Source organism: Nocardia flavorosea NBRC 108225 (assembly GCF_001613385.1).
Taxonomy (GTDB): Bacteria; Actinomycetota; Actinomycetes; order Mycobacteriales; family Mycobacteriaceae; genus Nocardia; species Nocardia flavorosea.
Window position 1 is genome coordinate 581,279 of sequence record NZ_BDCG01000002.1, and the last position, 18,899, is coordinate 600,177.

The following is an 18,899-nucleotide window of genomic DNA, read 5'->3' on the forward strand; positions in this document are numbered from 1 at the left end:
GCCGGCCCGCTACTAACCGCAGGCCGGCGTGCGGTAGTCCGCGGACCGCAGGATCCCGCACAGATCGGTGCGCGAAAGCTTCCACGCACCGTCGAGATAGATGAAATGCACCACCGTCGTGCGGACCGCCGTGCCCGAACCGTCCTTGTCCAGCCGCAATGTCGCCGTCACAGTGCCGTCGTGATTGTCGAACACCGGATCGGTGACGCCGTAGACGGCGCGCGGATTGTCCTGCAACGCCTTGTACATATCCGGAATCGCGTCCCGGAACGCATCCCCGTCCTCGATCAGTTTCGTACGCTCGGTATCGGGCAGCGCCGGATCCAGCGCCCGTTTGATCTGGGTGTCCAGTTCCGCGGCGGTCGGCAGCGCACGCGATGCCAGCTCCTGCGAGGTCGCCGCCGCCGAGGACGATAACGCCGCCTTCGCCGAGGACCGGGCGGCCGCCACCGAATCCTCGTCGACACCGGTCCCGCACCCGGTGAGCAGCACCACCGCGGCCGCGGCCGCCACGGCGCCACTCGCACGCATCGCGCGCATCGGCCGGGAAACAGCTGTGTACCGCATCACGTCCTGCATACCACTCTCACTGCCTGCCTTCGATCACCGAGCCGATACGTGCCAGCAGGGCCCGTACCGTCGGAACATTACGGCCCCCCGGCGGCGAAGTCGCCCGCGGCAGCAGATCCCGCACCAACGCGACGACACTGCGCGCATCGTCGAGATCGATATCGGTCACCCGGGCTTCGGCCACGGCCACCACGTCCTCCGGCCCCGGCACGTCCGAATCCAGGTCCGGACGGTAGATCTCCACCTGCAGGGCCGCCCGGACCGTACGGAACGCGAACGTCCGCCCGTCCCCGGTACGGCCGAACCCGTGCGCGAACGGGCCCGTCGTCACTTCCTCGGCGGAAAACCCCGGCACCTCGTGCATCGTCGACTCCTGAACTCCGCACCGTCAGATCCGTACGGTAACCCGCCCCGCACGCGACCGGCCGCCGACACCCCACACCCCGCCGGTACAGGTGACCACCCGGTCGTGATCAGATAATCCCATGCAGTATCGGTCGTTTCCGGGCACAGCGAGACGAGCGCGACACCGGCGACCCCGCGGTACCGTCGTCGTCGTGCTGCTCGCCGCCGCCCTGCTGGCGGGTTGCTCCGGCGATCCCGATTCCGGTGCGGGCGATGCACCCACCCGGGAACCGGCGGCCCCGGCGGTATCGCCCCCCGTGGCTTCGGCCCCGGCCGGGGACGTGTACCCGGTCCCCGCTCCCCTCACCACCCTCACCACCGATCCCGGCAGCGGTTTCCTCGCCGGCCTCGATCCGGCGGGCACCGGTCTGGTGGTACTCGATCCCGGGACCACGCCGCCCACCGTCCATCAGGTACGTCTACCGACTCCGGCCCGCGATCTCACCGCCGGTACCCCGGGCGAATTCCTCGCCGCGGGCGATGGGGTGATCATGCGGGTCGACGCCGCCGGCCGCACGGTCACCGAGGTCGCGGTCGACGGCGATCTGCAGACTGCCCGCGCGCGCCCGGACGGCACCCTGATCGCCGGGACCGCCGACGGTCGCGTCCTCGTCCTGGACGGCACGGGCAAGGTCCGGCAGACCGTCACCGGGCTGGCCTCCACCGACCGGATCGCGCTCACCGGCGATACCCTCGCCGTCCTCGACCGTCGCCAGACACTGCTCACCGAGATCGAGCCCGGCTACGAGAACCTCGGGCTGGCACTACGCGCCGGAATCGGCGCCGCGAATGTGATCGAAGCCCCCGACAGCCGGGTCGTCGTCACCGACCCCGACAGTGGTCAGTTGCTGGTGTTCACCACCGAACCGCTCGTCCTCCGGCAGCGCTACCCGGTAGGATCGTCGCCTTACGCACTCGCCTACGACCGGGGTTCTGACACCGTATGGGTGACGTGCACGCAGAGCAACGAGATCGTCGGCTACGACCTGTCGACGGGAGCACCGCGGGAGGTGGACCGCTACCCCACCGTCCGGCAGCCGAACGCGGTAACCGTCGACGCCGATACCGGCGACCTCTACATCGGCTCGGCCACCGAACCGGGTCTGCAACGGATATCCGCGGACCAGCGCGAGAGAGGGCAGTGATGGCATCCACTCACCGTGGCGCGGCGACGCGGGCAAAACTCCCCACCGGATGGGAGACCACCGGCGACGACTACGAGTACATCCCCCTGCGGCTCCCCCCGGACGTCACCCGCGTGACCGCATCGATGCGGCTGGCCATCCAGGCCGAATTCGGCGGCTGGGAACTGTCCCGGGTCCGCGCCTACACCGACGGCAGCCGCCGCGTTCTGCTGCGCCGCCGCAAAACCGCGCTCACCAGCCCGGCGGGGCATACCACGGAGCTATGAACGTGCTGTACCGATTACTGCTCCGCCTGATGTTCCTGGTGCCGCCGGAACGGATCCACCGCCTCGTGTTCGGGGTGATCCGCGCGGCCACCGCATTTGCCCCCACCCGCGCCCTGTTGCACCGCCTTTTCGCCGTACCCGATCCCGTCCTGCATACCCGCGTGTTCGGGGTCGATTTCCCGGCGCCGCTCGGGCTGGCCGCCGGTTTCGACAAGGATGCCACCGGGGCGAACGCCTGGGGTGCGCTCGGTTTCGGATTCGCCGAGGTCGGCACCGTCACCGCCGCCGCCCAGCCGGGTAATCCGCAACCTCGATTGTTCCGGCTGCCCGCCGACCGCGCCCTGATCAACCGGATGGGGTTCAACAACCACGGGGCCGCCGCCGCGGCCGCCCGGTTACACGGCCGCGTGCCGTCGGTGCCGATCGGCGCCAATATCGGCAAGACCAAGGTCGTGGCCGCCGAGCACGCCGCCGGCGATTACGCCACCAGCGCACGCCTGCTCGGACCGCACGCCGATTTCGTGGTCGTCAATGTCAGTTCCCCGAACACTCCCGGTCTGCGAGACCTGCAGGCGGTCGAATCGCTGCGTCCCGTCCTGACCGCGGTGCTGGAGAGTGTGCGGGTGCCGGTGCTGGTGAAAATCGCGCCGGATCTGTCCGACGAGGATGTCGACGCGGTGGCCGATCTGGCCGTGGAGCTCGGCCTGGCCGGAATCGTTGCCACCAACACCACCATCGGGCGCGACGGCCTGCACAGCGATCCCGCCGCGGTCGAAGCCATCGGGGCCGGTGGGCTGTCCGGGCCGCCGGTGGCCGACCGCTCGCTGGAGGTGCTGCGACGGCTGTACACCCGCGTCGGCGGGCAGCTCGTGCTGATCTCGGTGGGCGGTATCGAAACTCCCGACCAGGCCTGGGAACGGATCCTGGCGGGCGCGTCACTGCTCCAGGGCTACACCGGGTTCATCTACGGCGGGCCGTTGTGGACGTGGCGGATACACCGCGGGATCGCCGAGCGGCTCCGCGCCGGCGGCTACAACAGCCTGGCCGACGCCGTGGGCGCCGGCCACACCGGCAACCGCTGAACGGGCGGGTCAGGCGGCCGAACCGCTACGGATTGCGCCGGGATCGTCGCGATATCCGGTGGGCACGGTTACCGGCTCGTCCTGCATGATCCGCGCCTCCGCCAGCCTGTCTTCGACACGGGTGGCGAGCAGGACCACGACCTGCTCGAACACGAGCCCGAGCAGCTCTGCCCGATGCCGGGCCCAGGCCAGCGCAGCGTCGTCGTAGACCAGCTCCGGGGCGGACAGGATTTCGTCCAGTTCCATTGCCGCGTAGGCCTGTTCGAACGACAGGGCCCGGCCGGGCAACCAGCTCAACAGCCACGACGATCCGTGGCGGGTCTGCACGCGCTCGGCGAACTCGAGGGAAATACCGCTGGTCATCAGCCAGTCGGTGATATGAATGCTCACAGCTGCCTCCTCAGGGGCTCGGCACCGATACCGGGCCGGAACCAGAGCCGGCGCGGCATCGCTGCCGTCGGATAAGGGCGGACCGCCGGGCGCGCTCAGCGCGCCGTCGCGGAGGATGCCTCCGGGTCCGTCCCGGCGCAGGCGACGGATCGACATGCTGCTGGATATCGGAATCCGCGGAACCGGGCTGTCGTCATTGTCATCACCAGGCCCTCCCGTACCTCTGATCGAGGGAAACGCTACTTCCAGTGTGTCATTTGACAGTTCCGCGGGTCAATGCATATGTCAAACGCCGTCCTGCACTATGGTTATTGCCATATGCGACCGGGTCGAAACCCCTCGGCGACGGCGAAAGACGAGAAAGGCCGCGGTATGTCCCCGACCGACGACACCGCAATCGTCGCGATCCGCAATATCCTGACCCGGCTCTGCAAACGCTCCGGACTGAGCCCCGACCGCCTGGCGACCACCGAAATCGATATCATTCCCCTGCTCGACCTCCCGGTCATCCGGCGATACGCCGCCACCCACGGCATCACCCGCACCGCCGCCGTGCTGCCGGTCATCCGCGAACACGCTCGCCGCCTCCCGCCGACTCACCGCGTCATCACCGACGCCGAACTGTCCCTCGGCCTGCTGCGGGAAACCGAGACCACCGGAGTCGACCCCGATGATCTCTACTCGCAGGACCTCGGTGACCGCCGCAAATACCTGTCCGCGCACTGGCGGCGGCTGCACGAGATCGCCGACGCCGAGGCGATTCCCCCCGCGCCCACCGTGCGCTCACTGCGCGCCACCCCTGAACGGCGTGCCTTCACCGCGCTCGCCGCGCTGCTGGTCACCGGGAACATCTACACCGACCCCCGATCCCCCCACAGCACCGGCCACGGAAACTCCGGCCGGATCGGCACGCTCACCATCGTCGGCGACGCCGTCATCGACCATATCTACCGGGTCGACGAAATCCCGGATGCGCGCGGATTCGCCCGCGGCCGTTTCAGCGACAACCCCGGTGGCAAAGGACTCGATCGTGCCGTTGCCGCCGCCCGTCTCGGTATCGACGTCCGGCTCATCAGCGCAGTCGGCGACGACGAGGCCGGACGCCGGATACTCGACTACCTCCGTTCCGAAAAGGTCGATACATCACTGGTCAGGGTCGTACCCGACGCCACCACCCCCCTCACCGCACTCATCGTCGGCAAAACGGGTATCGCGGGCACGATCTTCTGCGAGGACGATCGCATCCGGCTCACCACCGCCGAACTCAGCGGACCGGCAATCCAGGCCGCGCTCACCGAAACCGATGCCGTTCTGGTCACCCTCGAACCGCCGCTACCGGTGATCGAACGGGTCCTGGCGACGCTGCAGAACCTTCCGAAGCGGCCCACCCTGTTGCTCGCCGCGGCCCAGGCCGAAACCCCTCAGGTGCTGTACCGCTACCTGTCCACCGTCGACTACCTGATCGGGTCCACCCAGGAGCTCGACAGTATGGTTCCCGAGATACCCGCCCGGTCCGGGGCCCATATTGCTCGGCAGCTCCAGATGCTGGGCACCCGCGTCGTCTGCGTCGTCGAGGATTTCGGCTGCACCGTCCGCTCCGACCGGCTGGCCCTCGAAATCCCGCGGTTCCAGGCCGCGGCTCTCACCGATGTACCGGGTTCGCGGGGCGCCTTCTCCGCGGCGCTGGTGTATCGCTTGCTGTCCCGCCCGGCGGTAGCCGACGGCGAAGGCGGGCCGATCTGCCGGGTGGCCGACGAACAGGATTACACCTGGGCGACGGCCGCCATGGTGGCAACCCAGTCGTTCGCCGGTGACGTCCCCGGCGCCATGCCCACCGCCGACGAGGTGGACCGCATCATCCGGCTCACCGCCGAAAGGCACTGACCCGGTGCCCGGTCCGAGAGTTCCCGGACCTCACCGCCCCGCCGCGCGCGGAGTGCGCATACAGGTGCAGGCAGGCGTAAAGTCACCTACCGGCCCGCCATCGCACGGGAACGATGTCCCCGATCGGCGGGCCGAGCGCTGCGGTAGCCCGGACCCATCCATACTTTGCGGTACCGACAAATCACCGAAGGAGTATCGACCTTGACCGCAGCCGCGGAGCCTTCCGCTGTCGCCACGACCGAGCACCGGTTCACCCGCAACGGCCACGAATCCCCACTGCAGGTGTTACCCGTGGTCGACGGCGAACCGCAACTCGGCCACGTGCTGGTTTTCGGCCGGCCCGCCGACGGTTGCCTGGTGCGGATCCACTCCCGCTGCCTCTACGGTGAAGCGCTCGATTCCCAGGACTGTGATTGCGGACCGGAGCTCCGCAGATCCCTCGATCTCATCCAAGAAGCGGGGCACGGCGTATTGGTCTATCTGGAGCAGGAAGGGCGTGGCCTCGGGCTCATCGCGAAGGCTCAGGGCTACCGGGTGTCCGAACGCACCGGCGCGGACACCTTCGCCGCATACCGCAGCCTCGGTTTCCCCGAAGATGCCCGCGGCTATGCGCACGCCGCGGACAGCCTGGGCAGGCTCGGACTCGCCCGGGTCCGGCTGCTCACCAACAATCCCGAAAAGGTCGAGGCCGTTCGCGCAGCCGGTATCGACGTCACGATCGAACCGCTGTGCACACCACCACTCAGCGAACGAGCGGCTGCGTATCTGGAAGCGAAACGTCGTCGGCGCGGGCACTGGATTCCGGCGAGCGAACCTGCCTCGGCGCCGGCACCGGCCACGGACCGGCCGATAGGCGAGCAGATCACCGTCGTCGGCTGACCCAGACAGAACGCCCCCACCAGCGGCGTTCCCCGGCTACCATGGGTGATCCGCGTCACTCGCCGGTCGCTGGCCGCCCCTACGGCTCTCGGCGGTAACCACGGCGAGTGTTCCGGAACCCCAGCACCTCGGGAACGGACCCATGACCACAGATATCGCCTACACCCACCGCACCGGCGTCACTGCCCGCACAGTGCCCGCAGCTTTCCAGCAGACCCTCACTCTCCGCCCCGACGCGGTCGCCTTGCGCACCGTCGGCGGCACCCAGGAGATCACCTGGCGGGAGTACGGGCAACGCGTCCGCGTTCTCGCCGCGGGCCTGTCCGCCCTCGGCCTCACCCGCGGCGACACGGTGGGCATCATGCTCACCAACCGGCCGGAGTTCAACCTCCTCGACACCGCCGCCCTGCATGTGGGCGCCACCCCGTTCTCCGTCTACAACACCTGCTCGCCCGAGCAGATCGCGCATGTCTTCGGCAACGCCGGCAACAAGATAGTCGTCACCGAGCACCAGTTCCTCGGCACCATCCGGGACGCGGGCGTACCGATCGACCACCTCGTCGTCGTCGGCGGACCGGCCGAAGGTGCCATCACACTCGCCGACCTCGAGGCGAACCCCGATCCCGAGTTCGATTTCGACGCCGCCTGGCAGGCCGTGGAACCCGGTGATCTCGCCACCCTCATCTACACCTCCGGTACCACCGGGCCGTCCAAGGGCGTCGAACTCACCCACAGCAACGTGCTGGCCCAGATTCTCGCCCTCACCAGCGGCCCGCTCGACGTCGGTATCGAGGACCGCGCACTGTCCTATCTGCCCGCCGCCCACGTCGCGGACCGGATTTCCGGCCACGCAATCAACCTCGTCACCGGCATCCAGATCACCACCGTTCCCGACCCCCGGGAGATCGCTGCCGCCCTCCCCGATGCACAGCCGACCGTCTTCTTCGGTGTCCCCCGCGTCTGGCAGAAGATCAAGGGCGGTGTCGAAGCCAAATTGGCCGCCGAAACCGGAGCCAAGAAAGCCATTGCCGACTGGGCAGTCGCCACCGGTATCGCGGCCGCCAAGGCCGATCTGACCGGTACCGGTCGCGGACTGCTGCTGAATATCCAGCACCGCATCGCCGAGAAGCTGCTGCTGTCCAAAGTACGAGCGGCACTCGGCCTCGGGGAACTCCGTGTCGCTTCCTCGGGGGCCGCCCCGATCCCACCGGAAACCCTCGAATTCTTCCTCGGTCTCGGTTTCTGCGTCTCCGAGGTATGGGGGATGTCGGAAACCAGCGGCGTCGCCACCTACACCGAACTCGACAAACCCCGGCCGGGATCCGTCGGCCGCGCCGTCGACGGACTCGAACTACGGCTGGCCGACGACGGCGAAGTACTCGTCCGCGGCGCGATCATCACCCACGGTTACCGTGGCATGCCCGAGAAAACCGCCGAGGCGCTCGACGCCGAGGGCTGGTTGCACACCGGCGATGTCGGGACTCTCGATACCGACGGCTATCTGCGGATCATCGACCGCAAGAAAGAACTCATCATCAACGAAGGCGGTAAGAATATCGCCCCGAGCAATATCGAGAACGCCGTCAAGGCCGCCTCTTCGCTCGTCGGGCAGGCAGTGGCGCTCGGCGACGCCAAACCCTATATCACCGCGCTCATCGTGCTCGACCCCGATATGGCGGCCCTCCGCGCGAAGGAAATCGACGCCACCGACGCCGATATCGCCACCCTCGCCCGGCACCCCCGCATCGTCGACGACGTCCGCGCCGCGATCCAGGCCGGAAACGCGAAACTGTCCCGGGTCGAACAGATCAAACGGTTCACCATCGTCGATACCGTCTGGGAGCCCGGCGGCGACGAACTCACCCCGAAGATGTCGCTCAAACGGGCGCCGATCGCCGAGAAATACGCCGAGCAGATCACCGCGCTCTATGCCGAAAAGGCAGCCGGCACCGTGATCGACGTACGCGGCTGAACCGAACCGTACTCCGACAGCACTGTGGCCCCGGATTTCCCGGGGCCACAGTGTTGTTCGCGATTCACTTCTGTTCGTAGGTACCCACCAGTGTGGCCCGCGCCAGCGTATGCGAGAACAGGTTGAACCCGAGGAAGGCCGGGGTGGCTTCCGGTGGTACGCCCAGCGATTCGACATCCACCGCGTGCACCACGATGAAGTAGCGGTGCGGGCCGTGCCCGGCCGGCGGTGCCGCGCCGACGTATCCGGCGAAGCCGCCGTCGTTGCGCAGCATCACCGCGCCCGCGGGCAGTGTGCCGCCCTCACTACCGGCGCCGGACGGCAGTTCGGTGACCGATGCGGGGATGTCGGCCACGGCCCAATGCCAGAAACCGGAGGCGGTCGGCGCGTCCGGGTCGTACACCGTCACCGCGAAACTCTTCGTCTCCGCCGGGAATCCCGACCAGCCGAGCTGCGGGGACACATCCTTACCACCGGCCCCGAACACACCACTGACCTGGTCGTTGCCGAGCGGCGCGCCGTCGGGCACATCGGCGGAGGTCACGGTGAACGACGGCACCGAAGGCAGAGCGTCATAGGGGTTGTAGGTCATGGGAACCTCTCTCGAATCGGATCAGCTGTGCAACAGAAAGTGTTCCAGGACATCGGTGCCGAATTCGAGCGCATCGACCGGCACCCGTTCGTCGACGCCGTGGAACAGCGCCGCGAAATCCAGTTCCGGCGGCAACCGCAGCGGCGCGAACCCGAAGCACCGGATCCCCAGATCCGCGAACGCCTTCGCATCGGTACCGCCGGACAGCATGTACGGCACCGTACGCCCGTGCGGATCGTGCGCCAGGATCGCATCGTTCATCGCGTCCACGAGGTGGCCGTCGAAAGTTGTTTCATAGGAATCGAGTTCGGTGATCCATTCGCGTTCTACGTCCGGGCCGATCAACTCGTCCACTTCACGTTCGAACTCGGCCAGCCGGCCGGGCACCACGCGGCAGTCCACCACCGCCTCCGCGGTCTGCGGAATCACGTTCGCCTTGTACCCGGCATTCAACATGGTCGGGTTCGCCGTATCGCGCAGGGTGGCACCGATGATCCGGGAGATCGACCCCAGCTTCGCCAATGTCCCCTCGATATCCTTACTGCCCGGGTCGAATGCGAGCCCGGTCTCCTCCGATACCGCGGCGAGGAACTCGGCAACGGAATCGGACAGCACGAGCGGGAAGGTATGTGTCCCCAGCCGGGCCACCGCCGCCGCCAGAATGGTCACCGCATTCTCCTCGTGCAGGAACGACCCGTGCCCGGCCCGGGCCTTTGCCCGCAACCGCATCCAGCCCAGGCCCTTCTCCGCGGTCTCCACCAGATAGAGCCGCCGCTCACCGCCGTCGGGACGGGGCACGGTCAGCGAGAAACCGCCGACCTCCCCCACTGCCTCGGTGATCCCGGCGAAGAGCTCGGGCCGGTTCTGCACCAGCCACTGCGACCCCCATTTGCCGCCGTTCTCCTCGTCGGCCAGGAAAGCGAACACCAGGTCACGGGGCGGCACGGTGCCCTCGATCTTGAACTGGCGGGCCACCGCCAGCATCATCCCGACCATATCCTTCATATCGACGGCGCCGCGGCCCCAGACGTACCCGTCCTGTACCGCCCCGGAGAACGGGTGCACACTCCAATCGGCCGCCTCGGCCGGCACCACATCGAGATGCCCGTGCAGCAGCAACGCGCCACGGCTCGAATCGGCCCCCGGCAGCCGCGCGAAGACGTTACCCCGGCCCGGCAGGCCGGATTCCACGTACTCCGTGGTGTAACCGGCGTCTTCCAATTGCCGGGCGACCCACTCGGCACATTCGCGTTCCCCCTTGGTGGTCGCCGGGTCGCCGGTATTCGAGGTATCGAAACGGATCAGCGAGCTGACCAGATCCACCACCTCGGATACGGCACGGGATCGAGCGGAGCCAGAGTTATCACCTGTCGCGGCCACGCACCCTTCCTACCATCAAGCGCATCATTGCTTCTTTTCGGCGCTGTGTGGTGCGTTGCGCGTGGTGGCATCTCGGGGCGATAGAGTGTGGCGCGCATAGTCAGGTGCGCATATCTATGTAGCTCTTTGTTTTCCGATGCACCTACACCAAGCCGAGGAACTCGGTGGCGTTTCCCCCCTCCGCACGGGCCGCGTCGCTTCCGAGCACGCATTTCTATCGAACTCTCGGCCCGAATACCTTCGGAGCCTCCCTACCCGGTCGACTCCCCCGCCGATGCCGGCCGGCGAACGGGATGCTCGCCTACTTGTCGGGCAGTTCGCCGAGCACCCGGCGCAGATGGTCGCGGCTTTCCCCCGGCGTGGGCGCGATCACGCTGAGCTTGTTCATCACCGTCATGTACACCTCCACCTCGTGCTTCTTCTCGAGGTAGTGCGAGGTGGTGAGCTGCTCCATGTAGACCATATCCGGCAGCTCCGGCTCCGGGAAGCGCAGGATGCTGAACGAACCGCCCGCGGCGGGATGCCCTCCGACCTCGTAGGGCAGCACCTGGATCTTCACGTTCGGCCGGTCGGACACGGCGATCAGGTGTTCGATCTGGCCGCGCAGCACTGCGTAACCACCCACCGGGCGGCGCAGCGCGTTCTCGTCCACCACCGCCCACAATGTCGGGGCCGAGGCGCGGCTGAGGATCTCCTGGCGGCGCATCCGCACGCCCACCCGGCGTTCGGTGTCCTCCTCGTTGAACAGTTTGATCACCGAGCGCGCATAGGCTTCGGTCTGCAGCAGACCGGGGACGAACTGTGCCTCATAGGTGCGGATCGTTGTCGCAGCCTGTTCGAGGCCGATATAGGTTTCGAACCACGGCGGCAGCAGATCGTTGAACGGCTGCCACCAGCCCGGGTCGTTGGCCTTCTTCATCAACTCCAGATAGACCGAAAGCTTCTCCGGATCGTCGACACCGTAGAGCTTCAGCAGATCCAGCAGATCGCGTTCCCGGAACCTGGTGCGACCCAATTCGAGGCGGCTGATCTTGGCGTGCGAACCGCGGATATGCTCACCCGCGTCCTCGCGGCTGATACCGCACGCTTCGCGCAGCTGCCGCAGCCGGCTACCGAGCGATATACGCAATACGGTAGGCCCGCGATCGGCTTCCGCCTTATCCGGGAGATCGGAATCGTCCTGCTCGTTAGTCATGATCGCCTCTGGCCAGTTCGTGCTGTGCTGCATCGTACGGCGCCCGCCGCCGATGAACCGCACCGGTCGGCAGGCGATCCTACTCTCAAGTAGGCACTGAATATCGGTAACGCGCCTACACCGGGCGGACCTGGCATCCACTCGGCAACCCACTGTCGCGCCCCTCGGCTCGAATTCTACAGCGCCGCATATCCGTAGCTTCTCGCACGTTTGCGCGCGCTGTCGGCGTTGTTTGCGTAAACTCCCTCACGACACGACGATCCGGCCTCACAACGGCGCGGACCTGGGGAGATGACATCGATGAGGGCACCGGGAGCAGGTGCGGGTACCGCGGAAGCCGTCCCCAGCATACCGCTTGGCCGCCCGAATCGCGACAACCGACCGGCCGGTCCGGTCAGCTACCTCCTCGGCGAGCATACGGGAGGGAAACGCCGCAACCGCCGGGACGGCCACATCGGCCCGGCATTACCGTCGGCTTCCTCTCCGGCTACCCCCCGGACAACTCGACGGACACCCGTAACACCTTGGGCAGCAACCACTTTTCGTTGCGTCCCCGGCATGCCCCGGGCTGTTCTACCGCGAGCCGGGCCGCTAAGCTCGCGCGCAACCATCCGGGCCCGGATCCGCCGTGAACCCGCGGCATTTCGAGAACGAATCACCACCTGGTACACCGAGAACAACTGGAGGGTCGTATGTCCGACGAAGTCACCGCCATCGAGATCCGCAAGAAACTGACCGAGGTCCTCACTCATTCCAGTATCGATCTCGCGACCTCCAAAGACGGTGTCAACTGGGCCACCAGCGCGTTCTTCGCCAACCTCGACGAGGATCTGTTCCGCCTCACACTGATCCTCGAGAACCGCGGCCGCACGCTGGATCAGCTCAGGGCCAATCCCAATGTGGGGGTGAAGGTCGTGCCGGGCGGTATCGCCGATCCGTTCGCCCAGGGCCTCGGCACGGTGACCCTGCGCGACGACAGCGAACGCGACGAGACCTTCCAGGCGTTGCTGCGCAAGGAACCGCAGGTGGAACCGTTCTTCGCCGCTCCCGTCACCGCGGTCGTCATCGATATCGACTGGTGGCGGGTCACCCATCTGGGTGGCGGCTGGCTGCCGGGCAAGGTGCTCGAACGCGGCAACGGAGCCTGAGCGCACACCCGCTGCCGCACGGCCTTACCATCACGCTGTCGGATCGATAATGCAGAGAGAGGTTTTCATGGCCGAACCGGCTCCTCGGACGGGGGTTCGCGCACCGGTCGGGGTGGATACCACCCGGCCCAGCATCGCCCGCGTCTACGATTACAGCCTCGGCGGTAAGGACAACTACGACGTCGATCGTCTGGCCTTCGAGCAGATCCTGGAATACGCCCCGCGGCAGGGCGATGTCTCCCGGATGAACCGGCGCTGGCTGCACCGGGTCGTCAGGTACCTGGCCGGACCGGCCGGAATCGACCAGTTCCTCGATATCGGCGCCGGCCTGCCGACCGTGGGCAACACCCATCAGATCGCGCAGCAGGAGAATCCGGAAGCCAAGGTCGTCTACGTCGACAACGATCCGGTGTGCAACGCACACGGCCGGGTCCTGCTCGAGCAGAACGAGAACACCCATTTCGTCTCCGGCGACGTCCTCGAAAAGCGCACGCTACTGGAGAACAAGAACGTTCTGCAGTATCTGGATCCGGACCGGCCGATGGCGATCATCCTGTGCGGGCTGCTGCATCACCTCGACGACGAACTCGATCCGCCGGGAGTGATGCGCGAATACATCTCCCGGCTGCCGGCCGGATCGTATGTCGCGATCACCAACTTCTGGGATCCGGCCGACGAGGACCCTGAACTCCACGCACTCGCCAAACAACTCGAGCGGGCGTTCACCGAAATGGGTCTGGGCTCGGGGTGGTACCGCACCCGGGAACAGCAGCTCGAATACTTCGAGGGGCTGGAGCTCATCCCGCCCGGATTCACCGAGCTCGAGGACTGGTGGCCGTCGGGCCCGCCCACCCGGCAGCGACTGCCGGAGGAACGGGTCGTGATCGGCGGGGTCGGGTACAAACCGGACCCCGCCGCGACGCGGCTGCACAGTATCGACGGAGGCAGATAGCCGGGATCCGGGGGCGGCCGAGCACGGTGCGTCGCGGGTATCTCGAATCGAGTTACGCAACAGCGCTTTCCGCCCCATCCGGGCAAACGACACATACACAACACTCAGGCGCGCCGCGCTACAACGCGAAGTATGTTGCCGCGCACGGTGATCACGATATTGCTCAACTCCCGGCAACATTCTACGCTGAGTGATCCGACTCACACTTCGTTCGCTTGTCATTTTCGTGCAGAGAGAGGTCGATATGGCCGAGCCGGTCTCCCGGATCCGCCCCCGCGAACCCGTCGGGGTGGATACCACCCGCGCCAGTATCGCCCGTGTCTACGATTACAGCCTCGGCGGTAAGGACAACTACGACGTCGACCGGTCGGCCTACCAGCAGATCCTGGAGGTGGCGCCGCGCCAGGGCGATGTGTCCATCATGAATCGCCGCTGGCTGCATCGCGTGGTCCGGTATCTCGCCGGAACCTCGGGAATCGACCAGTTCCTCGACATCGGCGCCGGCCTGCCCACGGTCGCCAATACGCACGAGATCGCCCAGCAACTCATTCCCGAAGCTCAAGTGGTCTATGTGGACAACGATCCCGTGTGCAATGCGCACGGCCGGGTCCTGCTCGAACAGAACGAGAACACCCATTTCGTCTCCGCGGACCTCCTCGAGGAGGGCACGCTGCTGGCCGCATCCGATATCACCAAATACCTGGATATGGACCGGCCCCTCGGGCTCATCCTGTGCGGTTTGCTGCACCATATCGACGAGCAGTTCGATCCGGTGAGCATGATGCGCAAGTACGTCGAACTACTTCCCGCGGGTTCCTACCTCGCGATCAGTCACTTCTACGATCCCGGTCCACAGGATCCGGAACTGCACGCATTGGCCCGCGAGCTCGAACGGCGGTTCACCGAAAAGGGACTGGGCTCGGGGTGGTACCGCACCAGTGAGGAGATCCTGGAGTACTTCGGCGGTCTCGAACTCGTCGCACCGGGGCTCGTTCAGCTCGACGATTGGTGGCCCGCAGGTCCGCCGCTGCGTGAGCGGTTCCCGGAAGAGAAGGTCATGGTCGGCGGTATCGCCTACAAACCCTGAGACGCCGCCGCGCCGATCGTCGCGGCGGCCGTCTTCCTTCCCACGTCGCCGCGCGAGATTCCGTCAGCCGGCCCTACCTCGGCCGGGTCTGTGTTCCGTATTCCGATCGTTCGGGAAAGACTGTCCGCCTCGCGCACCCGGTCGATGCCGCTGGTGCCGGAAGACGAGACGAAGAGAGCCCGGCCGTACAACACGACCGGGATCGAAACGCCGTCCGCTCGGCCGTTCCCGGCCCCGCAGCTCAGCCGTTCAAGGCATGGAATGCGGCAAGCACGCCGGCCGGGATCCGGCCACGTGCCGATACCTCGTGACCGTTGCGCTGGGCCCATTCCCGGACCACCCTCGCCGAGGCCGACCGGCCCGGCCGTTCCCGTTTGGTCCGCCCGGCCCGTCCGGCCTTGCGGGCGAACGGGGTCCATTTTCCGAAGACTGCGCGCAATTCCCCCGCGTTGGCTTCGGTCAGGTCGATCTCGTACGTCACTCCCTCGAGTGCGAACACCACCGTTTCGGCTGCGGGTGATTCGCCGTCGAGGTCATCGATCAAGCTGATGACGACCTTGCGCGCCATGGGCCTACTCCTCCGATCCCCGAATACATTGCCACCTATGACATCAACAACCCCGCGGCCGCGCGAAATCCGGGCCTGCCCGCAACACCGGCACCGCCACCTCTCCCGGGGGATGTGAGCATACCGCCAAGGACGAATGCCCCGACGCCGGGGCGGAATACGAGCCGGCGGGCTACCGTGACGGGCAGACCAGAGAGGATCGGCCGGATGAACACACACCGCGGGGACGAACCCGAGACCCTGGAGTTCGGACTCCCCCACCTGGCGATGACCGCTCTCGCCTGGGGTGCGCCGGACGGGCGGCTCGCGCTGTGCCTGCACGGCTTCCCCGACAGTGCCTGGACCTGGCGCCACCTCGGCCCCGCGCTCGCCGACCGCGGCTTCCGCGTGATCGCACCTTTCACCCGGGGATACGCCCCGACAGCGGTCCCGGCCGACGGGGTCTACCATCTCGGCGCGCTCGCCTACGACGCACTCGCGATCCACCGCGCGTTCGGGGCTCCGGACGATGCCGTGCTGATAGGTCACGACTGGGGAGCGTTGACCGCCGGTACGATTGCCGCCGATCCCGATTGCCCGTTCCGGAAGGTGGTCTCGCTCGCCGTGCCGCCGGTGCCCGGTATGCGGCCTCGGCGGGCGGCATACCGGTCGGCCGGTGCGTATCTGCGCCAGCTGCGGTACAGCTGGTACATCCTGTTCAACCAGCTGCCCGGTATCGCCGAACGCGCACTCGACCGACTGGTCCCCCGGCTGTGGCAGGACTGGTCCCCGGGCTACCCCGCGGCGGACGATATCGCGCATGCGCTCGATGCCTTACCCGTGGGCGCTCACCGGACCGCGGCGCTGTCCTACTATCGGGCGTTCGCGCGGTTGACCGCGAAGGTTCCCGAGCCGTACGCCGGACCACACCGGTTCTGGGATCAGGCGCCTCGGGTGCCGATGCTGTATCTGCACGGTTCGGCGGATACGACGTTGCATCCGGCGTTCACGGCCGGTGTCGCCGATGTCCTGGCCCCGGCGGGCGGGGCCGTCGAGATGGTTGCGGGGGCGGGGCATTTCCTGCACCTGGAGCAGCCCGGGTCCATTGCCGGACTGATCGGCGATTTCCTCGCCGACGGCTCCGTGCCGCGGAGCTGATCACTTCCGGTGGTCGGCTTCCTCACCGGGGCCGTCCGGCCGGTACCTCCCGGGACGCACCGCCCGTCATGCGAACCGGGCCCGGCTATGTTTCCCATCACAGACGCAATAATCCCGCTTCCGCAACTATTACGGGCCCCCATATCATCGCGCGGTGGCAAGTGAGGCGGAAACAGGCACACTGATCGAGCACTTCGTGCTCGCGGTCTGCGATCCAGGACGGTGGGAGGGGGTGGACCGGCTCGCCGAGCTGGATCTGACCCTGGCCCAGGCGCGCGTACTTTTCAGCGTCGTCCGGCGCAGCGAGCCGCAACCGATCCACATCATCGCAGGCGAGCTCGGCCTGTCGATGACCGCGGCCGGCCGCAATGTCGACCGGCTGGTGCGCCTGGGTCTGCTCACCCGGGAGGAAAGCCCGACCGACCGGCGGGTGAAACTGGTCGGTCCCACCGAAGACGGGCGTCAGCTCGCCTGGGACCAGATCGCCGTCCACCGCGCGACGATCGACCGGGTGGTGGACGGACTGCCGGACCCACTGCGCGCCGACCTCTGCCGGGTCCTCACCGCTGTCCTCGAATCCGGGGCCATACACAACGTCGTGGCGTGCCCCCCAGCATCTTCAGGAGAGAATTCGTGAACGCAAGTCCAGCCCCCGCGCCCGCCGCGGGGGCCCCGGAGAAGATCGACGCATCGGTGCTGAAACTGGCCGGTGTCGTCGTTCTCGGGTCCATCATGGCCATTCTGGACATCACGGTGGTGAACGTCGCCATGCCGACGTTCCAGTCCGAATTCGGCGTCGCCAACTACTCGACGGTCGCGTGGACGGTCACGGCATACACCCTCGCACTGGCCACCGTGATCCCGCTGACCGGCTGGGCGGCCGACCGCTTCGGTACCAAACGGCTCTACATGATGGCGCTGCTGCTGTTCACCGCCGGATCGGTGCTGTGCGCGCTGTCCTGGAACATCGGCGCGCTCATCGGCTTCCGGGTGATCCAGGGCCTCGGCGGCGGCATGCTCATGCCGCTCGGCATGACCATCATGACCAAAGCCGCCGGCCCCGAGCGGATGGGCCGCTTGATGGCCATCCTCGGTGTGCCGATGCTGCTGGGGCCGATCCTCGGCCCGATCCTCGGAGGCTGGCTGATCGAGGACGCGTCCTGGCACTGGATCTTCCTGATCAATCTGCCGCTCGGGGCGATCGCCATCGTCTACGCCTGGTTCGCCCTGCCCAAGGACGAGGCTCAGCCCACCGAGAAGTTCGATTTCGTGGGCATGCTGATGCTGTCGCCGGGCCTGGCGCTGTTCCTGTACGGCATCTCCTCCATCCCGGAGGAAGGCACCGTCAACACACCGAAGGTGTGGGCGACCATGCTCGTCGGTGGGGCGCTCGTGGCCGCATTCATCGTCTACTCGTTCAAACCGAAGAATCCGCTGCTGGATCTGCGGCTGTTCCAGAACCGCGATCTGACGGTCGCCACGATCACCATGTTCCTGTTCTCGGCGTCCTTCTTCGGCGGACTGCTGCTGATCCCGACCTACTTCCAGCAGGTGCGCGGTGAGAGCGCCCTCATGGCGGGCCTGCTGGTGGCACCGCAGGGCCTCGGATCGCTGCTCACCATGCCGATCGCGGGCATGCTGGTGGACAAGGTGCCGGTGGGCCGGGTCGTCCCGGTCGGCCTGGCGATTCTCACCACGACCATGTTCGGCCTGACCCAGATCGGCTCCGACAGTTCCTACTTCTACGTCCTCAGCGTGCTGTTCGTCATGGGCCTCGGTATGGGTCTGACGATGATGCCGCTGATGACCGCCGCGCTGCGGACGCTGAAAGAGGCACAGGTGGCGCGCGGATCCACGCTGCTCAATATCGTCCAGCAGATCGCCAGCTCGGTGGGTGTCGCGGTGATCTCGGTGGTGCTTACCAACCGGATGCAGAGCTCGGAGGCCGTCTCGGCCGGTCAGGCGATGATGGAGGCGCAGAAGACCGGTGCACAGCCGGATCCTTCGGTGTTGCAGTACCTGGCGAGCCTCGGTGACAAGTTCGAGGCCGTCATGCTCGGCGAGATGGCGGATGCCTACGCGACCAGCTTCTGGGTCGCCTTCGTACTCTGCGTGGTGACCGTCATCTTCTCGCTGTTGCTGCCGCGTAAGGCGAGTTCGGTGCCGAAGACCGGCGAGAACGCTCCGGCACCGGTACTGATGCACTAGCCCCGCCGATACCCCGGTGCGCCGCCCGCCCGAACCAGC

At 67.0% G+C, this 18,899-nt stretch carries 19 protein-coding genes; 12 read left to right on the forward strand and 7 right to left on the reverse strand.

The window, feature by feature from the left end; all coding sequences use genetic code 11:
- Window positions 1-12: 12 nt before the first annotated feature.
- Entirely contained in the window at window positions 13-567 is a 555-nt protein-coding gene (locus tag NFL01S_RS02855) for a WKL family lipoprotein (protein WP_062971382.1), read from the reverse strand.
- Window positions 568-586: 19 nt separating this feature from the next.
- Window positions 587-934 (reverse strand): hypothetical protein, encoded by a 348-nt coding sequence (locus NFL01S_RS02860; RefSeq protein WP_062971058.1) that lies wholly within the window; start codon window positions 932-934, stop codon window positions 587-589.
- A 193-nt stretch (window positions 935-1,127) separates the two neighbouring features.
- Between NFL01S_RS02860 and NFL01S_RS02865 the strand changes: the two genes are divergently transcribed.
- The 3 genes from NFL01S_RS02865 to NFL01S_RS02875 are packed head-to-tail and all read left to right on the forward strand — an operon-like array spanning window position 1,128 to window position 3,468.
- Window positions 1,128-2,120, forward strand: a complete 993-nt coding sequence (locus NFL01S_RS02865) for an NHL repeat-containing protein (RefSeq protein ID WP_062971059.1) — start codon at window positions 1,128-1,130, stop codon at window positions 2,118-2,120.
- Complete coding sequence (locus NFL01S_RS02870; protein WP_033246167.1) at window positions 2,120-2,386, forward strand: DUF5703 family protein; 267 nt, start codon at window positions 2,120-2,122, stop codon at window positions 2,384-2,386. The genes NFL01S_RS02865 and NFL01S_RS02870 overlap by 1 nt, the downstream gene beginning before the upstream one ends.
- 5 nt (window positions 2,387-2,391) lie before the next feature.
- Window positions 2,392-3,468, forward strand: a complete 1,077-nt coding sequence (locus tag NFL01S_RS02875) for a quinone-dependent dihydroorotate dehydrogenase (protein WP_062971384.1) — start codon at window positions 2,392-2,394, stop codon at window positions 3,466-3,468.
- Window positions 3,469-3,477: 9 nt separating this feature from the next.
- On the opposite strand, the gene NFL01S_RS34100 is transcribed toward NFL01S_RS02875, so the two are convergent.
- On the reverse strand, window positions 3,478-3,858 hold the full coding sequence (locus tag NFL01S_RS34100) for a hypothetical protein (RefSeq protein WP_174555628.1): 381 nt from the start codon (window positions 3,856-3,858) through the stop codon (window positions 3,478-3,480).
- Between the two features lie 372 nt (window positions 3,859-4,230).
- Here NFL01S_RS34100 and NFL01S_RS02885 point away from each other — a divergent pair, with 372 nt between their 5' ends.
- The 3 genes from NFL01S_RS02885 (at window position 4,231) to NFL01S_RS02895 (ending at window position 8,593) form a co-directional block, all read left to right on the forward strand.
- Window positions 4,231-5,742: a carbohydrate kinase family protein gene (locus NFL01S_RS02885; RefSeq protein WP_062971063.1), complete on the forward strand. Its 1,512-nt coding sequence runs from the start codon at window positions 4,231-4,233 to the stop codon at window positions 5,740-5,742.
- Window positions 5,743-5,943: 201 nt separating this feature from the next.
- Window positions 5,944-6,621: a GTP cyclohydrolase II gene (locus NFL01S_RS02890; protein WP_062971065.1), complete on the forward strand. Its 678-nt coding sequence runs from the start codon at window positions 5,944-5,946 to the stop codon at window positions 6,619-6,621.
- A 142-nt stretch (window positions 6,622-6,763) separates the two neighbouring features.
- The gene (locus NFL01S_RS02895; protein WP_062971067.1) at window positions 6,764-8,593 is read left to right on the forward strand and encodes an AMP-dependent synthetase/ligase; all 1,830 of its coding nucleotides are present in this window, start codon (window positions 6,764-6,766) and stop codon (window positions 8,591-8,593) included.
- A 64-nt stretch (window positions 8,594-8,657) separates the two neighbouring features.
- On the opposite strand, the gene NFL01S_RS02900 is transcribed toward NFL01S_RS02895, so the two are convergent.
- The 3 genes from NFL01S_RS02900 to NFL01S_RS02910 all read right to left on the reverse strand — a co-directional run bounded on the left by NFL01S_RS02900 (window position 8,658) and on the right by NFL01S_RS02910 (window position 11,760).
- Window positions 8,658-9,185: a YbhB/YbcL family Raf kinase inhibitor-like protein gene (locus NFL01S_RS02900; protein ID WP_062971069.1), complete on the reverse strand. Its 528-nt coding sequence runs from the start codon at window positions 9,183-9,185 to the stop codon at window positions 8,658-8,660.
- A gap of 21 nt (window positions 9,186-9,206) precedes the next feature.
- On the reverse strand, window positions 9,207-10,565 hold the full coding sequence (locus NFL01S_RS02905) for a M20/M25/M40 family metallo-hydrolase (protein ID WP_084492345.1): 1,359 nt from the start codon (window positions 10,563-10,565) through the stop codon (window positions 9,207-9,209).
- Window positions 10,566-10,866: 301 nt separating this feature from the next.
- Window positions 10,867-11,760 carry a Sco1979 family transcriptional regulator gene (locus NFL01S_RS02910; protein WP_062971388.1) on the reverse strand — a complete coding sequence of 298 codons (894 nt, stop codon included), beginning with the start codon at window positions 11,758-11,760 and terminating at the stop codon, window positions 10,867-10,869.
- 692 nt (window positions 11,761-12,452) lie between these two features.
- On the opposite strand from NFL01S_RS02910, the gene NFL01S_RS02915 reads away from it, so the two are divergent.
- The 3 genes from NFL01S_RS02915 (at window position 12,453) to NFL01S_RS02925 (ending at window position 14,947) form a co-directional block, all read left to right on the forward strand.
- Complete coding sequence (locus tag NFL01S_RS02915) at window positions 12,453-12,908, forward strand: hypothetical protein (protein WP_051157555.1); 456 nt, start codon at window positions 12,453-12,455, stop codon at window positions 12,906-12,908.
- Window positions 12,909-12,957: 49 nt separating this feature from the next.
- Entirely contained in the window at window positions 12,958-13,860 is a 903-nt protein-coding gene (locus NFL01S_RS02920) for an SAM-dependent methyltransferase (RefSeq protein ID WP_245670483.1), read from the forward strand.
- Between the two features lie 244 nt (window positions 13,861-14,104).
- Window positions 14,105-14,947, forward strand: a complete 843-nt coding sequence (locus NFL01S_RS02925) for an SAM-dependent methyltransferase (RefSeq protein WP_062971073.1) — start codon at window positions 14,105-14,107, stop codon at window positions 14,945-14,947.
- Between the two features lie 241 nt (window positions 14,948-15,188).
- Here the strand turns inward: NFL01S_RS02925 and NFL01S_RS02935 are convergent, their stop codons facing one another.
- Complete coding sequence (locus NFL01S_RS02935) at window positions 15,189-15,515, reverse strand: histone-like nucleoid-structuring protein Lsr2 (protein ID WP_033246173.1); 327 nt, start codon at window positions 15,513-15,515, stop codon at window positions 15,189-15,191.
- A gap of 207 nt (window positions 15,516-15,722) precedes the next feature.
- On the opposite strand from NFL01S_RS02935, the gene NFL01S_RS02940 reads away from it, so the two are divergent.
- From NFL01S_RS02940 to NFL01S_RS02950, 3 genes are all read left to right on the forward strand, one after another.
- Window positions 15,723-16,652, forward strand: a complete 930-nt coding sequence (locus NFL01S_RS02940) for an alpha/beta fold hydrolase (protein ID WP_062971077.1) — start codon at window positions 15,723-15,725, stop codon at window positions 16,650-16,652.
- Between the two features lie 154 nt (window positions 16,653-16,806).
- The gene (locus tag NFL01S_RS02945; protein ID WP_062971079.1) at window positions 16,807-17,289 is read left to right on the forward strand and encodes a MarR family winged helix-turn-helix transcriptional regulator; all 483 of its coding nucleotides are present in this window, start codon (window positions 16,807-16,809) and stop codon (window positions 17,287-17,289) included.
- Complete coding sequence (locus tag NFL01S_RS02950; protein WP_062971081.1) at window positions 17,286-18,860, forward strand: DHA2 family efflux MFS transporter permease subunit; 1,575 nt, start codon at window positions 17,286-17,288, stop codon at window positions 18,858-18,860. The genes NFL01S_RS02945 and NFL01S_RS02950 overlap by 4 nt, the downstream gene beginning before the upstream one ends.
- The last annotated feature ends 39 nt before the right edge of the window (window positions 18,861-18,899 follow it).

Bases quoted from the DNA above. Each gene is read 5' to 3' on its own strand.
- NFL01S_RS02855 (WP_062971382.1), bottom strand. From the start codon at position 567: ATGCGGTACACAGCTGTTTCCCGGCCGATGCGCGCGATGCGTGCGAGT.
- NFL01S_RS02940 (WP_062971077.1), top strand. From the start codon at position 15,723: ATGAACACACACCGCGGGGACGAACCCGAGACCCTGGAGTTCGGACTC.
- NFL01S_RS02920 (WP_245670483.1), top strand. From the start codon at position 12,958: ATGCAGAGAGAGGTTTTCATGGCCGAACCGGCTCCTCGGACGGGGGTT.
- NFL01S_RS02870 (WP_033246167.1), top strand. From the start codon at position 2,120: ATGGCATCCACTCACCGTGGCGCGGCGACGCGGGCAAAACTCCCCACC.
- NFL01S_RS02925 (WP_062971073.1), top strand. From the start codon at position 14,105: ATGGCCGAGCCGGTCTCCCGGATCCGCCCCCGCGAACCCGTCGGGGTG.
- NFL01S_RS02895 (WP_062971067.1), top strand. From the start codon at position 6,764: ATGACCACAGATATCGCCTACACCCACCGCACCGGCGTCACTGCCCGC.
- NFL01S_RS02915 (WP_051157555.1), top strand. From the start codon at position 12,453: ATGTCCGACGAAGTCACCGCCATCGAGATCCGCAAGAAACTGACCGAG.
- NFL01S_RS02935 (WP_033246173.1), bottom strand. From the start codon at position 15,515: ATGGCGCGCAAGGTCGTCATCAGCTTGATCGATGACCTCGACGGCGAA.
- NFL01S_RS02910 (WP_062971388.1), bottom strand. From the start codon at position 11,760: ATGACTAACGAGCAGGACGATTCCGATCTCCCGGATAAGGCGGAAGCC.
- NFL01S_RS02860 (WP_062971058.1), bottom strand. From the start codon at position 934: ATGCACGAGGTGCCGGGGTTTTCCGCCGAGGAAGTGACGACGGGCCCG.
- NFL01S_RS02885 (WP_062971063.1), top strand. From the start codon at position 4,231: ATGTCCCCGACCGACGACACCGCAATCGTCGCGATCCGCAATATCCTG.
- NFL01S_RS02900 (WP_062971069.1), bottom strand. From the start codon at position 9,185: ATGACCTACAACCCCTATGACGCTCTGCCTTCGGTGCCGTCGTTCACC.